This is a genomic window from Streptomyces kebangsaanensis, from assembly GCF_001906585.1.
Classification (GTDB): Bacteria; Actinomycetota; Actinomycetes; order Streptomycetales; family Streptomycetaceae; genus Streptomyces; species Streptomyces kebangsaanensis.
Window position 1 is genome coordinate 102951 of the sequence record NZ_JUJA01000154.1, and the last position, 15808, is coordinate 118758.

The 15808-nt window shown below is 69.4% G+C and carries 12 protein-coding genes; 8 read left to right on the forward strand and 4 right to left on the reverse strand.

Features of this window, described 5'->3' with window-relative positions; translation table 11 throughout:
• Window positions 1-48: 48 nt before the first annotated feature.
• Both RH94_RS39910 and RH94_RS40895 read right to left on the reverse strand, forming a co-directional pair.
• Entirely contained in the window at window positions 49-897 is an 849-nt protein-coding gene (locus RH94_RS39910) for a hypothetical protein (protein WP_073950317.1), read from the reverse strand.
• A gap of 40 nt (window positions 898-937) precedes the next feature.
• Window positions 938-1633 (reverse strand): hypothetical protein, encoded by a 696-nt coding sequence (locus RH94_RS40895; protein ID WP_073950319.1) that lies wholly within the window; start codon window positions 1631-1633, stop codon window positions 938-940.
• Between the two features lie 836 nt (window positions 1634-2469).
• Between RH94_RS40895 and RH94_RS25565 the strand changes: the two genes are divergently transcribed.
• A complete protein-coding gene (locus RH94_RS25565) occupies window positions 2470-2814 on the forward strand; it encodes a VOC family protein (protein WP_073950321.1) in 345 nt (114 codons plus the stop codon).
• On the opposite strand, the gene RH94_RS25570 is transcribed toward RH94_RS25565, so the two are convergent.
• A complete protein-coding gene (locus RH94_RS25570; RefSeq protein WP_073950323.1) occupies window positions 2804-3418 on the reverse strand; it encodes an NADAR family protein in 615 nt (204 codons plus the stop codon). The genes RH94_RS25565 and RH94_RS25570 overlap by 11 nt on opposite strands.
• Before the next feature lie 210 nt (window positions 3419-3628).
• On the opposite strand from RH94_RS25570, the gene RH94_RS25575 reads away from it, so the two are divergent.
• The 6 genes from RH94_RS25575 to RH94_RS25600 are packed head-to-tail and all read left to right on the forward strand — an operon-like array spanning window position 3629 to window position 10834.
• Window positions 3629-5164, forward strand: coding sequence for a gamma-aminobutyraldehyde dehydrogenase (locus tag RH94_RS25575; RefSeq protein WP_073950325.1), 1536 nt, complete (start codon window positions 3629-3631; stop codon window positions 5162-5164).
• A 51-nt stretch (window positions 5165-5215) separates the two neighbouring features.
• Window positions 5216-6463, forward strand: coding sequence for a polyamine ABC transporter substrate-binding protein (locus RH94_RS25580; RefSeq protein WP_073950326.1), 1248 nt, complete (start codon window positions 5216-5218; stop codon window positions 6461-6463).
• Window positions 6460-7626, forward strand: a complete 1167-nt coding sequence (locus RH94_RS25585; protein ID WP_073950328.1) for an ABC transporter ATP-binding protein — start codon at window positions 6460-6462, stop codon at window positions 7624-7626. Before RH94_RS25580 ends, RH94_RS25585 begins: the two co-directional genes overlap by 4 nt.
• Window positions 7626-8555 (forward strand): ABC transporter permease, encoded by a 930-nt coding sequence (locus RH94_RS25590; RefSeq protein ID WP_073950330.1) that lies wholly within the window; start codon window positions 7626-7628, stop codon window positions 8553-8555. Before RH94_RS25585 ends, RH94_RS25590 begins: the two co-directional genes overlap by 1 nt.
• A complete protein-coding gene (locus RH94_RS25595; protein WP_073950332.1) occupies window positions 8556-9356 on the forward strand; it encodes an ABC transporter permease in 801 nt (266 codons plus the stop codon).
• A 50-nt stretch (window positions 9357-9406) separates the two neighbouring features.
• A complete protein-coding gene (locus tag RH94_RS25600; RefSeq protein WP_073950334.1) occupies window positions 9407-10834 on the forward strand; it encodes an NAD(P)/FAD-dependent oxidoreductase in 1428 nt (475 codons plus the stop codon).
• 225 nt (window positions 10835-11059) lie between these two features.
• On the opposite strand, the gene RH94_RS25605 is transcribed toward RH94_RS25600, so the two are convergent.
• Entirely contained in the window at window positions 11060-12235 is a 1176-nt protein-coding gene (locus RH94_RS25605; protein WP_158073091.1) for an FG-GAP repeat domain-containing protein, read from the reverse strand.
• On the opposite strand from RH94_RS25605, the gene RH94_RS44590 reads away from it, so the two are divergent.
• Window positions 12228-15808, forward strand: a 3581-nt coding sequence (locus RH94_RS44590) for an RHS repeat domain-containing protein (protein ID WP_407697352.1), incomplete at its 3' end; no start/stop codon positions are given. The two genes, RH94_RS25605 and RH94_RS44590, sit on opposite strands and share 8 nt — an antisense overlap.

Below are 15808 nucleotides of genomic sequence, written 5' to 3' on the forward strand. Positions count from 1 at the left end.
CCCGCCGGCCCCGGGCGGGGCCGGCGCCGGCAGCGGGGGGAAAGCCGCTCACTGGACGGGCGGGGACGCCGGAGCCGGGGGGACGGCCGGCACGGGGACGGATGCCTGGCCCGCTCCGGGCCAGGGGGCCGGCGTCGTCGCCGCGGGGAGGGCGACGGTCTCGACCGGTATGTTGTGCCCGAAGGTCTGGGCGAGCGGTACCTGGACGTTGTGGACGGCCGCGTCCACGCCCTCACTCACGGCGGAGTGGACGGCCTCCCGGAGGGCCCGCACCCGCTGGGAGGAGAGTTGGCCGGTGAACTCCTTCTGGCCCTTCAAGGGATGGGCGATGGCGTCCTTGACGAACCTGCCGAACATGGCCACCGGGCGCCGGGTGCTCCACATGGACCAGCCCAGGTACAGACCCGTGCCGTAGGGGAAGACGGAGACGTAGACCTGGGTCTCGCGGTCGGTGACGACAAGGAAGTTGTTGATCGTGGGGTCGTGGGGGGTGCGGAAGCGGCGGGTGGCCACCGACACCGGCATACGGCGGGTCTTGATCACCTGGTAGATCACGCCGTAGGCGGACTCCGCCGCGGCCGCCTTGCCGTCGAGGAGCACCTGGAACTCCGACAGCACCAGCCGGTGCGGGATGAAGAGGGTGCCCAGGGCGGCGAACAACGGGACGATCACCAAGGCGGCGATCGCCAGACTGAGGTCGACGAACAGCAGGACGAGTGCGACGGGCAGGACGAGGAGCAGCGTCGCGAGGAACGTCCAGCGGGTCCGCTTGAGGAACCCGCGCAGGTCGTTGGGGTTGACGGTTCCGGAGAGCTGCGTCTCGGGCTCTCTGTTGTACTTCTGACGAGGCGCGGGGGAGGCGGGTTCGGCCTGGGCCGCGAAGGACGGGGTGGTCATGGTGCTGTTGGTCTCCCTTGAAGTCGGAAATGGCGGCGGGTCAGAAGCCGTCGCTGACGAGGCCGATGCCGCTGACCGCGATGGACGCGATGGTGGGGAAGCGCCGCAGCGCATCGCGGTTGCCGGTCTCGACGATGTCGAGGGTGAGTTCGTCGGCGGTGACGGTGGCCGGCAGGTGGGCCCACTCCATCGTCGGCTCCGGGTCGTCGATGACCTCGGTGCAGGTGCCGACGGTCCGGCCGTTCAGATGGAACGTCCACACCGCGCGGGTGACCGTCAGGTTCTGGGTGAAGCGGTCGGTCTCGTCGTACGGGTCCGTCTTGAGGTAGCCGGGGATCAGGCCCACGTGGTCCAGGTCGGTGGGGTTGCCCAGGTCGAGGACGAGCCGCGCGGTCTCCCGCCTGCAGCGCCATGCGGTCTCGTCCAACTTGTCGATCGCGTTCGACGGGTCGTACTCGACGAGGTTGCCTTCGGCGTCCGGTTCGGCTTCCAGGACGCAGTCGGAGCTCGCTCCGACGGGGAAGAAGACGTAACCCGAGATGTCGGTGTCCGCTGTGACGACCCATGGGCCGTCGGGGGAGGTCGTGTCGTCCGGCCCAGTGGTGCTCTCGGCAGGCCCCGCGGCTTGGTCCTGCTGGGGCGACGGTGATGCGGGGGCCGTCGAGTCCGTGCCGGGGACGGCCGGTTCCGTGCTGCGGCCCCCGAGCAGCAGGCCGCCGCCGAATCCGGCGGCCACCAGGGCCGCGGCGATCCCGGTCGCGAGCCACGGCCAATGCCTGGACGCGGGGCGTCCCGCATCCGTCGGCTCGTTCTGCGGGGCTACCGGGGCTACCGGGGCTACCGGGACTACCGGGGTTTCCGGGGACGACGTGGGCCGAGGAGCCCCCTTGGGCGCAGTCATGGAGGCGGGAGGCGGGACGGACGGCCCCTGACGGGGTATCGGGGGAGCGGCCGGAGCCGGCGCCGGTGGCGGGGCCACCGGCGGTGGGGCGACCGGGGCAGGGGGCGCCGGCGGTGGGGCGACCGGGGCAGGGGGCGCCGTGGGCGGCGGTGTCACCGCCGCCGCACCGACGAGAGTGCCGCACTGTCGGCAGAAGAAGCGTGCCTCGGCCTCGGCCGCGGCACAGCCCGGACAACTCTCCACTGGTCTCTCCGTATGTGATCAGACCAGCGTCCGGTCATGGAGCTCTTCGGAGCTTCATGAATGTGTTGGTCATGTGTCGAAGATGTGAACAAAGATCTTTTAGCACTTGGCGAACTTCTCGGTCAATACAGGACTTTGGACAGGTCGCAGGTGGGCTCCTGCGGTGAACCGTGCGTGACGTGTGGGGGACTTCGGCAGTGGACAAGCCGGATCGGGCTGCCATGCCGTGGCACGGCCCCGGAGGATGTGACCCCGGCCAACTCCTCGATCGGAAAGCCGAGATGCGCACGATCAAGGCCGCGGAAGGCAGGGTGGGACAAGGCCGTGCGGGCCGCGAAGGACGTCACGGTCCACTCGACCCGCGCGGACGTCGTCACGTCACGGGCCCGACTCCTCGCAGGATGCCGGGGCCGTCATAGGCTCCGTCCATGCGTGCGCAACTTCGTCAGATCGTCGTGGACTGCCGTGAGCCGAAGACTCTGGTCCGTTTCTGGGCACAACTGCTGGGCGGTGACCCGGTCGACCGTGCCCGCGGCTGGTCGCACGTCGAACCGCCCGGGTTCGCGCGGCTCGCCTTCCAGCCGGTGCCCGAGAGCAGGGCCGCCAAAAACCGGCTCCACCTCGACATCGCGGTCGACGACATCGAAGCCGCCACCGCCGAAGCGGTACGCCTGGGCGCGGTGAAGGTCGGCGAGACGGTCACCGACGACCAGGGATCCTTCCAGGCCATGCTCGATCCGGAAGGCAACGAGTTCTGCTTCGTCAGCGCCTGACGGCCACGGTGGCCATCTGTCGCGTACCGGGTCGCAGTCCCCGCGAGGCGCCCGTCCGCAGCCGGTGCCGGGCCTCCATCAGGGCGAAGCCCAGCAGGTTGGGGCCGCGCCAGCGTTCCGGGTGGGCCGCGGCCTCGTCGGTCGCGGCCAGGCCGATGCCCCACACGCGGTCCACCGGGCTGGCCTCCACCAGCACTCGGTCGCCGGTGGCCAGCAGGAAGTCCCGCAGCTCGGGGTGCGCGGTGAACTTGTGGACGCTGCCCTCCGCCACGATCCGGAACCGCTCCCGCTCCCATGTGAGCTCGTCGAAGCCCCGCACGAGCCGCCCCGCCTTCTTGGCCTCGGCCGGGTGCCGCGCGGCCAGTACCAGCCGCTCCGCCTCCGCGTCGGCGAAGAGCCGCGCCTTGCCGGCCATCATCCAGTGCTCGGCGGTCGCGTACGGCACACCGTCCACCACGAACGGCGACGGCCACCACTGGCTCAGACAGCTCGCGCCCACCCGGCCGTCCGGGCGGGGCCGGTGGCCCCAGAAGTGCAGGTACTTGACCGGTCTCCCGGCACGGACCGCCTTGACCAGGGATTCCCTGGAATCGATCTCCCCCATGCACGCGAGTGTGGCACGCGCCACTGACACTCCGTCCCTCCTTTTCCGCGCCGACTCGACACCTGGTCGACAGATTCCGTCGCGTAACCAAAAGGCAACAACGGAATCACTTGTTGGAGTCCCCTGATTCTGTCAGGATCGGCACTCAAATCGAGCTGGAGCTACGCCACCCGCCCCCGGTGACGAGGGGCGACGGCGGAGGAGAGCGACATGCAGAACCCGGGCAACGCCGCCCAGGACCGTTTTCCGGCGCAGAACCGTTTCGCGGACGGCGCGCAGTACATCGCCGGCCGGCTGACCAAGGGCACCTCGGGCCGCACCCACGCGGTCGTCGACCCGGCCACCGGCGAGGAGGTCCACACCTACGAACTGGCCGGCCCCGACGACGTCGACGCCGCGGTCGCCGCCGCGCGCGAGGCGTTCCCGGGCTGGGCGGGCGCCACCCCCGGCGACCGCTCGGACGCGCTGCACCGCTTCGCCGAGGTGCTCGCCGACCGGGCGGAGGACTTCGCCCGGGCCGAGTCCCTCCAGTGCGGCAAGCCCCTGAAGCTGACCCGCGAGTTCGACGTACCCGGCACGATCGACAACGCCGCCTTCTTCGCGGGCGCCGCCCGGCACCTGCAGGGCCAGTCGGCCGGCGAGTACTCCGGCGACCACACCTCCTACGTCCGCCGCGAGCCCATCGGGGTCGTCGGTTCCATCGCGCCCTGGAACTACCCCCTGCAGATGGCCGCCTGGAAGGTCCTCCCGGCCATCGCCGCGGGCAACACCATCGTCCTCAAGCCCGCCGAGCTGACCCCGCTGACCTCGCTGTTGTTCGCGCAGGCCGCCACGGAGGCGGGCATCCCGGACGGCGTCATCAACATCGTCACCGGCACCGGCAAGGAGGCCGGCGAGCACCTGGTCGGCCACCCCGACGTGGCCATGGTCTCCTTCACCGGCTCCACCGCCGTCGGCAAGCGGGTCGCCGAGATCGCCACCGCGAGCGTCAAGCGCCTGCATCTGGAGCTCGGCGGCAAGGCCCCCTTCGTGGTCTTCGACGACGCCGACCTGGAGGCCGCCGTCAACGGCGCGGTCGCCGGCGCGCTCATCAACACCGGACAGGACTGCACGGCCGCCACGCGCGCGTACGTGCAGCGCCCCCTGTACGAGGAGTTCGTCGCGCGGACGGCCGCCCTGATGGAGACCGTCCGGCTGGGCGACCCCTTCGCCCCCGGCACCGACCTCGGCCCGCTGATCTCGCACGTCCACCGCGACCGCGTCGCCGGGTTCGTCGACCGGGCGCGCGCCTACGCGCGTGTGGTCACCGGCGGCGAGGCCCCCCAGGGCGAGCTGAAGAACGGGGCGTACTACCGCCCCACCCTCATCGCCGGCGCCGCGCAGGACAGCGAGATCGTCCAGTCGGAGATCTTCGGTCCGGTGCTGGTCGTCCTGCCGTTCGACAGTGACGACGAGGGGATCCGGCTGGCCAACGACACCGCGTACGGCCTGGCCGCATCGGCGTGGAGCCGGGACGTCTACCGGGCCAACCGCGCCACGCGGGAGATCAAGGCGGGGTGCGTGTGGGTCAACGACCACATCCCGATCATCAGCGAGATGCCGCACGGCGGCTCCAAGCAGTCCGGCTTCGGCAAGGACATGTCCTCGTACTCGTTCGAGGAATACACGCAGATCAAGCACGTCATGTTCGACAACACCGCGGTGGCCCGCAAGGACTGGCACCGCACCATCTTCGGGGACCGATAGCAACGACCCTGGCCCGTGAGCAGGCCATCTTCCCGAAAGGGCACCACGCGCATGGAGCAGTACGAGCCCGACCGCCTCACCTCGGCCCGGATGGCCGCCCTGCGGCGCAGCGTCCGAGGCGGCCGGGCCCCCCTCAGCCGCCGCTCGCTGCTGCGCGCCTCCGCCGGCGGCGCGCTGACGGTCGGCGGCCTCGGGGCACTGAGCGCCTGCGGGATCCCCGCGGCCGGCCAGACCCAGGGCGGCACCTCCGCCGAGGACCACTCGGCCAAGGAGAAGACCGTCAACTTCTCCAACTGGCCCGTGTACATCGACGTCGACGAGAGCGGCAAGAAGCACCCCACGCTCGACGAGTTCACCCGGCAGACCGGCATCGCGGTCAAGTACAACGAGGACATCAACGACAACAACGAGTTCTTCGGCAAGGTCAAGCCGCAGCTCGCCTCCGGCCAGGACACCGGCCGGGACCTCATGGTCCTCACCGACTGGCTGGCCGCCCGGATGATCCGGCTGGGCTGGGTGGAGAAGCTGGACCCGGCGAACCTGCCGCACGCCTTCACCAACCTGTCCCAGCAGTTCCGCGGCCCGGACTGGGACCCGGGACGCGCCTATTCCTACCCCTACCAGGGTGTCTCGAACGTCATCGCCTACAACAAGAAGGCACTCGACGGCATCGAGGTGAAGTCGATCTCCGACATGCTGGACAACCCCAAGCTCAAGGGCCGGGTCGCCTTCCTGTCGGAGATGCGCGACACCATGGGCATGATGCTGATCGACATGGGCAAGGACCCGGCGAAGTTCACCGACGACGACTACGACGCGGCGATCGCCCGCCTGCAGAAGGCCGTCGACAAGGGGCAGATACGCCGCTTCACCGGCAACGACTACACGTCCGACCTCGCCAAGGGCGACGTCGCCGTGTGCCTCGCCTGGGGCGGTGACATCGTCCAGCTCCAGTCGGACAGCGCCGACGTCGACTACATCATGCCGGAGGCCGGATTCACGGTGGCCAACGACAACCTGATGGTTCCCCGCGGGGCCCGTCACAAGGCCAACGCCGAGCGGCTGATCGACTTCTACTACCAGCCGAAGCAGGCCGCCCAGCTCGTCGCCTACACAGCCTTCATCAGCCCCGTCGACGGGGCGCGCGAGGAACTGGCCAAGATCGACAAGCCGGCGGCGGAGAACCCGCTGCTCTTCCCCACCAAGGACATGGTGGCCAGGTCCCACTCCTTCCGCGCCCTGAGCGACAAGGAAGAGGCGGCCTACGAAGCGAAGTTCGCGAAGCTCACAGGGGCGTGACGACGATGAAGACCACGAACGACAACGGCGGCGACGTCCGCCTCACGCAGATCAGCAAGAGCTACGGCGGCTTCACCGCCGTACACCCGCTGGACCTGACCGTGCCGCAGGGCTCCTTCTTCGCCCTGCTCGGCGCCTCCGGCTGCGGCAAGACCACCACCCTGCGCATGATCGCCGGCCTGGAGGAGCCCTCGCACGGCACCGTGCACCTCGGCGACCAGGACGTGACGCACCTGCCGCCGTACAAACGCCCGGTCAACACGGTCTTCCAGTCCTACGCCCTCTTCCCGCACCTCGACATCTTCGAGAACGTCGCCTTCGGCCTGCGCCGGCGCGGCATCAAGAGCGTGAGGAAACAGGTCGAGGAGATGCTGGACCTGGTGCAGCTGGGCGAACAGGCCCGCAAGAAACCGCACCAGCTCTCCGGTGGCCAGCAGCAGCGCGTCGCGGTCGCCCGCGCCCTGATCAACCACCCCAAGGTGCTGCTGCTCGACGAGCCGCTCGGCGCCCTGGACCTGAAGCTGCGCCGCCAGATGCAGCTGGAGCTCAAGCGCATCCAGACCGAGGTCGGCATCACCTTCATCCACGTCACGCACGACCAGGAGGAGGCCATGACCATGGCCGACACCGTCGCCGTGATGAACGCCGGCCGCGTCGAGCAGCTCGGCTCGCCCGCCGACCTCTACGAGAACCCGAAGACCACGTTCGTCGCGAACTTCCTCGGCACCTCCAACCTGATCGAGGCCGAGGTCGACACCAGCAGCGGCGACGAGATCGTCCTGAAGGCGGGCGGCGGCAAGCTCTCCCTGCCCCGGGCACGGTGCTCGGCCCCGGCGACGACCGGCGGCAAGATGCTCGTCGGCGTCCGCCCGGAGAAGATATCCCTCACCCACGCCGACGACGCGGGCGAGATACCCGAGAGCCGCAACCGCATCACCGGCAGGATCACCGACTCCAGTTTCATCGGCGTCTCCACGCAGTACGTGATCGACAGCCCGGCCTGCCCCGAGTTCGAGGTCTACGCCCAGAACATCGACCGCGACGCCCGCCTGGCGCCCGGCGCCGAGGTCGTCCTGCACTGGAACCCGGCCCACACCTTCGGCCTGGACGCCGCCCAGGACATCGACGCCGGCGTGGAGACCGTGGCGGAGGAGGCCGCCTGATGGCCGCAGTCACCCAGGCGCCCGCCCCGCCGGCGCCCGCCGCCCCCCGGCAGAAACCACCGCGCAAGCGGGGCCGCCTCACGCCGTACTGGTTGCTGCTGCCCGGCATCCTGTGGCTGGTGGTCTTCTTCGCCCTGCCGATGATCTACCAGGCCTCCACGTCCGTGCAGACGGGCTCCCTGGAGGAGGGCTACAAGGTCACCTGGCACTTCGTGACCTACTGGGACGCGCTGTCCGAGTACTGGCCGCAGTTCGTCCGCTCGGTCCTCTACGCGGCCTCCGCGACGATCCTGTGCCTGCTGCTCGGCTACCCGCTCGCCTATCTGCTCGCCTTCCGTGCGGGCCGCTGGCGCAACCTGCTCCTGGTCCTGGTGATCGCGCCGTTCTTCACCAGCTTCCTGATCCGCACCCTGGCCTGGAAGACCATCCTCGCGGACGGCGGCCCACTCGTCGGCGCCCTCAACGCGCTGCACGTCCTGGACGTCACCAGCTGGCTCGGCTGGACCTCCGGCGACCGTGTGCTGGCCACCCCGCTCGCGGTGGTGTGCGGTCTGACGTACAACTTCCTGCCGTTCATGATCCTTCCGCTGTACACCTCGCTGGAGCGCATCGACCCGAGGCTGCACGAGGCGGCGGGCGACCTGTACGCCAAACCCGTCACCACCTTCCGCAAGGTCACCTTCCCGCTGTCGATGCCGGGCGTGGTCTCCGGCACGCTGCTGACCTTCATCCCCGCCGCCGGCGACTACGTCAACGCCGACCTGCTCGGCTCCACCGACACCCGCATGGTCGGCAACGTCATCCAGACACAGTTCCTGCGGATCCTCGACTACCCGACGGCCGCGGCCCTGTCCTTCATCCTCATGGCCGCGATCCTCGCCATGGTCACCGTCTACATCCGCAGGTCCGGCACGGAGGATCTGGTTTAAATGGCCTTCGTCAACTGGCTCAAGCGCCACCTCGTCGTCATCGCCGGACTGCTGACACTCGGCTACCTGCTCCTGCCGAACATCGTCGTCACGGTGTTCTCCTTCAACAAACCGAAGGGCCGCTTCAACTACCAGTGGCAGGAGTTCTCCACGGACGCCTGGAAGGACCCGTGCGGCGTCGCCGACATGTGCGGATCACTGGGGCTCAGCCTGCAGATCGCCCTCTGGGCGACCCTCGGCGCCACCGCCCTCGGCACGATGATCGCCTTCGCGCTGGTCCGCTACCGCTTCCGCGCTCGCGGCACCATCAACTCGCTGATCTTCCTGCCGATGGCGATGCCCGAGGTGGTCATGGCGGCCTCGCTGCTCACCCTCTTCCTCAACATGGGTGCTCAGCTCGGCTTCTGGACCATCCTGATCGCGCACATCATGTTCTGCCTCAGCTTCGTCGTCGTCGCCGTCAAGGCACGTGTGATGTCGATGGACCCGAGGCTGGAGCAGGCCGCGCAGGACCTGTACGCCGGACCGTTCCAGACGTTCGTCCGCGTCACCCTGCCGATCGCGGCGCCCGGAATCGCCGCGGGCGCGCTGCTCGCCTTCGCGCTCTCCTTCGACGACTTCATCATCACCAACTTCAACGCCGGCTCGACCGTCACCTTCCCCATGTTCGTCTGGGGCGCGGCGCAGCGCGGCACCCCCGTCCAGATCAACGTCATCGGGACGGCCATGTCCATCATCGCCGTGCTGTTCGTCGTGGCCGGCATGGTCATCAGCAATCGCCGCGCCCGGCAGAAGGCGTAAGGCACCGCCCCGCCGGAACAGCGGAACGAATCCTGTAGGGAGTTGAAATCATGGCCCCCAGTGCCATGAGCCGTGAGAACAAGTGGATCAAGTCTCTCTCCGAGGCCCAGCCGGTCCCGTACTGGCTGGACGACCCCGGCAGGCCCGCTCCGGAGCCCGCGCTCACCGGGGTCGAGAGCTGCGACCTGCTGGTCGTGGGCGGCGGCTACAGCGGACTGTGGACCGCGCTGATCGCCAAGGAGCGCGACCCCGGCGCGGACGTGGTGCTGGTGGAGGGCCGCGAGGTGGGCTGGGCCGCCTCCGGCCGCAACGGCGGCTTCTGCGCCGCCTCCCTCACTCACGGCCTGCCCAACGGGCTGGCCCGCTGGCCGGACGAGATCCACAAGCTGGAGGAACTGGGCGCCCGCAACCTCGACGCCATCGAGGAGACGGTCGCCCGCCACTCCATCGACTGCGAGTTCGAGCGCACCGGCGAACTCGACGTCGCCACCCAGCCTCACCAGGCCTGGGAGCTGAAGGACTGGTACGCGGAGCTGGAGCAGAAGGGGCTCGCCGGGGGCATCGAGTTCCTCGACCGGGAGGCGGTGCGCGGACAGGTCGCCTCCCCGACCTTCGAGGCCGCCCTGTGGGACCGTCGGGGCACCGCCATGCTGCACCCGGCCAAGCTCGCCTGGGGTCTGAAGCAGGCGTGCGTGCGACTCGGCGTGCGCGTCTACGAGCGCACCCCCGCCCTGACCCTGAAGCCGTACGGCGCCGGCATGGCCGTACGCACGCCCTACGGCCGGATCAGGGCCCGCCGGGTCGCGCTCGGCACCAACGTCTTCCCCAGCCTGGTCAAGCGGGTCCGCTCCTACACCGTCCCGGTCTACGACTACGCCCTGATGACCGAGCCGCTCAGCACCGAGCAGATGGCGTCGATCGGCTGGAAGGACCGCCAGGGCCTCAGCGACTCGGCGAACCAGTTCCACTACTTCCGGCTGTCCGCGGACAACCGGATCCTGTGGGGCGGCTACGACGCGATCTACCCCTGGGGCGGCCGGGTGCGCGCCGAGTACGACGACCGCCCGGAGACGTACGCCAAGCTCGCCGGCCACTTCTTCACCTGCTTCCCGCAGCTGGAGGGCGTCCGCTTCACGCACGCCTGGGGCGGCGCCATCGACACCTGCTCACGCTTCTCGGCCTTCTTCGGCACCGCCCACCAGGGCAAGGTGGCGTACGCGGCCGGCTACACGGGCCTCGGCGTCGGCGCGACCCGCTTCGGCGCCGAGGTGATGCTCGACCTGCTGGCGGGGGAGCGCACCGAGCGCACGGAGCTGGAGATGGTCCGCAAGAAGCCCCTGCCCTTCCCGCCCGAGCCGTTCGCCTGGACCGGCATCGCCCTCACCAAGTGGTCCCTGGCCCGCGCCGACGCCAACGGCGGCCACCGCAACCTGTGGCTGCGCACGATGGACCGCCTGGGCCTGGGCTTCGACAGCTGAGGCCCGGGGGAAGACCTCCCTCCCCGCGCGTACGCGGGGAGGGAGGTCTTCTCATGCCCGCGCGAGGACGACAGCTTCCTGGCCTGCCCGGCGTACCCGGCCACACTCCGCCCGACGTCCTGAACCGTGTCTTCGACCAACTCGTGCTTCAGAGAGGTGCGGTGGGCCGCTCACGACCAGGGTGAGCGGCCCACCGCGGAGGTCAGGCAGGCAGGACTGCGACGATCAGCTGATGGCCTGGTAGCCCTCGAATTCCGTCGACGCCGACAAGCTCGTGGTGTGCCCGACGTCGGCCACGTGGTCGCCGAGGAAGCGCAGGTTTCCGGAGTTCGGCGTTGTCACCCAGAAGTCGAGCGGGTTGCCGTTGTTGTTGGCGTCGGGGGTGGCGGTGAACAGCGGAACGGTGTCGGTGCCCCAGTTCGAGCTGATGGCGGTGCGTTTGTTGAGGCTGATGTCGTAGTCGCCCCAGTCGTCCTCGCCGCCGTGGAACACGTACAGCCCGCCGGTGTCGGGGCGGTCGTACCGCACGACCAGGTCGGGCAGCCCGTCTCCGTCCCAGTCGCCAGGGGCGCCCAGGGTGGCTTCGCCGACCGTGGAACCTCCGGTGGCTATCGGGTCGTCGGGCCCGGCAAGCAGCACCGGGTCCCGGTAGGAGTCGAGGTGGTGGTCGGAGTTGCCGTAGTACAGCCAGATGAACTCGCCATCGTTGACGATGAGGTCCGGGTAGCCGGGGACGTCCTCCACACCGTCACCGTCGGTGTCCAGGCCACCGTCGACATCGCCGATGGCCAGGATCTGTTTGGCGCCGCCCTTCCAGTGGTTGTTGGTGTCGTCGTAGACGGCCAGTTCCTGGCGCTGTACCCCGTTGTCGCAGGTGGTGCAGGCGAAGCCGTAGCCGTCATTGGGATGCACCCACAGTCTGTGGGCGCCCTTGTCCGGGTCGTGGCGCAGGGCGACGAGGTCCTCGTAGCCGTCGTTGTTCCAGTCGCCGCGGTGGGTGATCTTGACGTTGTTCCACGTGTGGTCGCCGGCCTTCGTGCTGGCCTGAGTCACGGTGCCGTCACCGGCCCCGTAGAAGCGGCGCAGATCACCACTGGAGTCAATGGCCCATATGTCGGTGTTGCCGTCACCGTTGATGTCCCCGGGCTTGTCCGGCGTGCGGGGGCCGTTGGCGTAGAACAGGTAGACAGCGGTGTCGGAGGAGTTTCCCGCCCTGTCGTAGCTCCTGACGTAGACCTTGTTGGCTCCTACGGTGTTCGGAGTGAGTTCGACGGACACCGAGCCGCCGGTCGAGCTCGGGGACTTCTTGCGGTGTGTGGAGTCCCAGGTGGTCCAGTACTCGTACTCCGCCACATCGTTGACGCCGCCGTTGGAGAAGGTGAACGTGCCCTTGGTGCGCACGGGGGCGGTGGTGAGCCTGGAGGCCGCCGAAGCCGGTGAGGCCGAGGCCGGTGCCCCGGTGGAGTCGGCGCCGACGATGCGCAACTCGGCCACCCGGATGGCGGCTTCCCAGGGCACGGTGCTGCTGGCCGCGACGGCCGCACCCTCCGGTGCCTCCGGCAACTTCACGGCGACATCGCTGTCTCCGTCCGGGAAGTGGACCGCGGGCGGTTCCTCCGGGGGCTTCTCCTGGGGCTACGAGCTGGAGACTCCGCCGGTGCCGGGCAGCCTCGCCCCCGATCTGTCGCTGTCGTACTCCTCGCAGTCGGTCGACGGCCGGACCGCCGCCACCAACAACCAGGCCAACTGGATCGGCGACGGCTGGTCCCTGTCGCCCGGCTTCATCGAGCGCCGCTACGTCTCCTGCGAGGACGACAAGAAGGACGGCAACAACACCACCAGGGTCGGCGACCAGTGCTGGAAGAAGCACAACGCGACCCTCTCCCTGAACGGCTCCTCCAGCGAACTGGTGCGGGTGGGCACCAGCAGCGAGTGGCGCAAGGAGGACGACGACGGCACCCGCGTCACCCTGCTCACCAGCAGCAGCCGCGGCAACGGGGACGACAACGGCGAGTACTGGCGGGTGACCGCGCCGGACGGCACCCAGTACTACTTCGGCTACAACCGGCTTCCCGGCTGGAGCGAGGGCAAGCCGGAGACCAACTCCACCTGGACGGTGCCGGTCTACGGCAACCACGCCGGCGAGCCCTGCCATGCCGGCGCCTTCAAGGACTCCTGGTGCCAGCAGGCCTGGCGCTGGAACCTCGACTACGTCGTCGACACCCACTCCAACGCCATGGCCTACTACTGGGTGAAGGAGACCAACCACTACGGCCGGAACACGAGCGAGGCCACCAACAAGGGCACTCCGACCGCCTACGTCCGTGGCGGCCACCTCGACCGGATCGAGTACGGACTGCGCTCGGACCGGATGTTCGCGGACAAGGCCGTGGCGAAGGTGGAGTTCTCCGTCTCCGAACGCTGCCTGACCACGGACACCTTCGACTGCGCCGCCGACAAGTTCACCAAGGGCAATGCCTCCAAGTGGCCGGACGTACCGTTCGACCAGCACTGCGCAGTTGGCGGTGACTGCGAGGGCAACGCCTCTCCGTCGTACTGGACCCGCAAGCGGCTGACCGGCATCACCACCTCGGCCCTGGCGGACGGCGCCTACCGGAAGGTCGACTCCTGGACGCTGGAGCACTCCTTCCCCTCCACCGGTGACGGCAACGACCCGCCGCTGTGGCTGAAGTCGATCACCCGGACCGGGCACGCCGGCGGCGAGCCGGTCACCCTGCCCTCGGTGTCCTTCCGGGGCGTGCAGATGGCCAACCGCGTCGAGGGGGTCCTCGACCCGATACCGCCGTACAACCGTTACCGCGTCCACGCCATCGACACCGAGTCCGGCGGCACGGTCGGAGTGACCTACTCGGCCCCCGACTGCACGGCGGGCAACCTGCCCACGCCCAGGACCAACACCAAGCGCTGCCACCCGGTGGTCTGGGCCCCGCCGGAGGCCCCCGCCCCCGACTACAAGCCGTACGAGGACTGGTTCCACAGCTATGTGGTCACCCAGGTCCTGGAGTCGGACAACACCTCCGGAGCCCCGGTCAAGCAGACCGCCTACACGTACCTGGACGGTATGGCCTGGGCCAGGAGCGAGGACGAGTTCACCAAGGCCGAACACCGCACCTACGATGACAAGAAGGGGTACGGGCGGGTGCGGGTGACCACCGGCACCACCGACGACAAGCAGACGCTGACCGAGACCCGCTACTTCCGCGGCATCGACGGGGCGCAGGTCGCCGACTCCGAGGGCACCGAGGTCACCGATCGCAGGGAGTTCGCCGGCATGACCCGCGAGACCGCCGTGTACAACGGCGTCGGCGGCGCACTGGTGTCGGCCACCAGCTACACCCCCTGGCGCTCGACGGCCACGGCGTCGCAGACCCGTGACGGCCTGCCCGACCTGGAGGCGCGGTACACGGACGTCAGGGTGGAGGCCAACCGCACGGCCGTCAGCGGCGGAGCGCTGCGCCGCACCGAGCTCACCCGCACCTTCGACTCCCTGGGCATGGTCGTCTCCACGTCCGACACCGGGGACAAGGCCAGGACCGGCGACGAGCGCTGCACCACCACCTCGTACGCCCGCAACACCGACAGCAACATTCTCACGCTCGTCGCCGAGACCAAGGTCATCGCGGTCGCCTGCACCACCACACCCGACCTGCCCAAGGACCTCGTCTCCGTCGAGCGCTCCTACTACGACGGCGCGACGGTGCTGGGCGCCGCCCCCACCAAGGGCGACGTCACCCGCGAGGACGAGAACGACGGCGCCGGCACCGGCTACACCACCGTGAACAGGTCGACCTACGACCAGTACGGACGCCAGCTCACCTCCACCGACGCCGCGGACGAGACGACCAGCGTCGCCTACACCCCGGCCACCGGCCAGGCGCCGAAGGAGACGGTGTCCACCAACGCGCTCGGCCACACCGAGACGACCCACACCGACCAGCTCCGCGGGCTGACCACCGCGGAGGTCGACGCCAACGGCAAGCGCACCGACCTGACCTACGACGCGCTCGGCCGGGTGACGAAGGCATGGGAGCCCGGCCGGCCCAAGGCCTCCAACTCGACCACGCCGGCCGTGGAGTTCACCTACCGCGTCAGCAGGACCGAACCCGTCGTCGTCACGGCCAGGACTCTGCGGGGCGACGGCTCCTACGACACGTCCCACACCTTCTACGACGGGCTGCTGCGCGAGCGGGAGACCCAGTCCCCGGCCATCGGCGTCACCAACGGCCGGGTGGTGACCGAGACGCTGTACGACACCCTCGGCCGGGCATGGAAGAGCTACAGCCCCTACTATGCCGAGGGCAAGCCGTCCACGACCCTGGTGACCGGCAACGACGCCAAGGTCCCGGCGGCCACCGAGGTACTCTTCGACGGCGTCGGACGCGAAGTCGCGTCGATCGCAAGGAAGTTCGGTGACGAGACCAAGCGCACCACCACGGTCCACGAGGGCGACCGCACCACTGTGATCCCGCCCGAGGGCGGCACCGCGCAGACCACCGTGACCGACGTGTTCGGCCAGGTTGTCGAACGGCTGTCCTACACCAACGCGCAGCGCACCGAGCACGTCAAGGCCACCTACGCCTACGACAAGCACGGCAACCTCGCGAGGATGACCGACGCGGCCGGCAACACCTGGTCGTGGACCTTCGACGCCCGTGGTCGCGAGATCAGGGCGGACGACCCGGACAAGGGCGTGACGACCACGGTCTACAACGAGCTCGACCGGCCGGTGAGGACCACCGACGCCCGCGGAGTGACGCTCACCTCCACCTACGACGCTCTCGGCCGCACGATCGAGCTGAAGCAGGGCGACGAGCTGCGCGCGAAGTGGACGTACGACACCCTGCTCAAGGGACAGCCCACGGCCGACACCCGCTACATCGACGGGCAGGCTTACACCACGGAGGTCGGCGGCTACAACGACCGCTACCAGCCGACCTCGTCGACCGTCCGCCT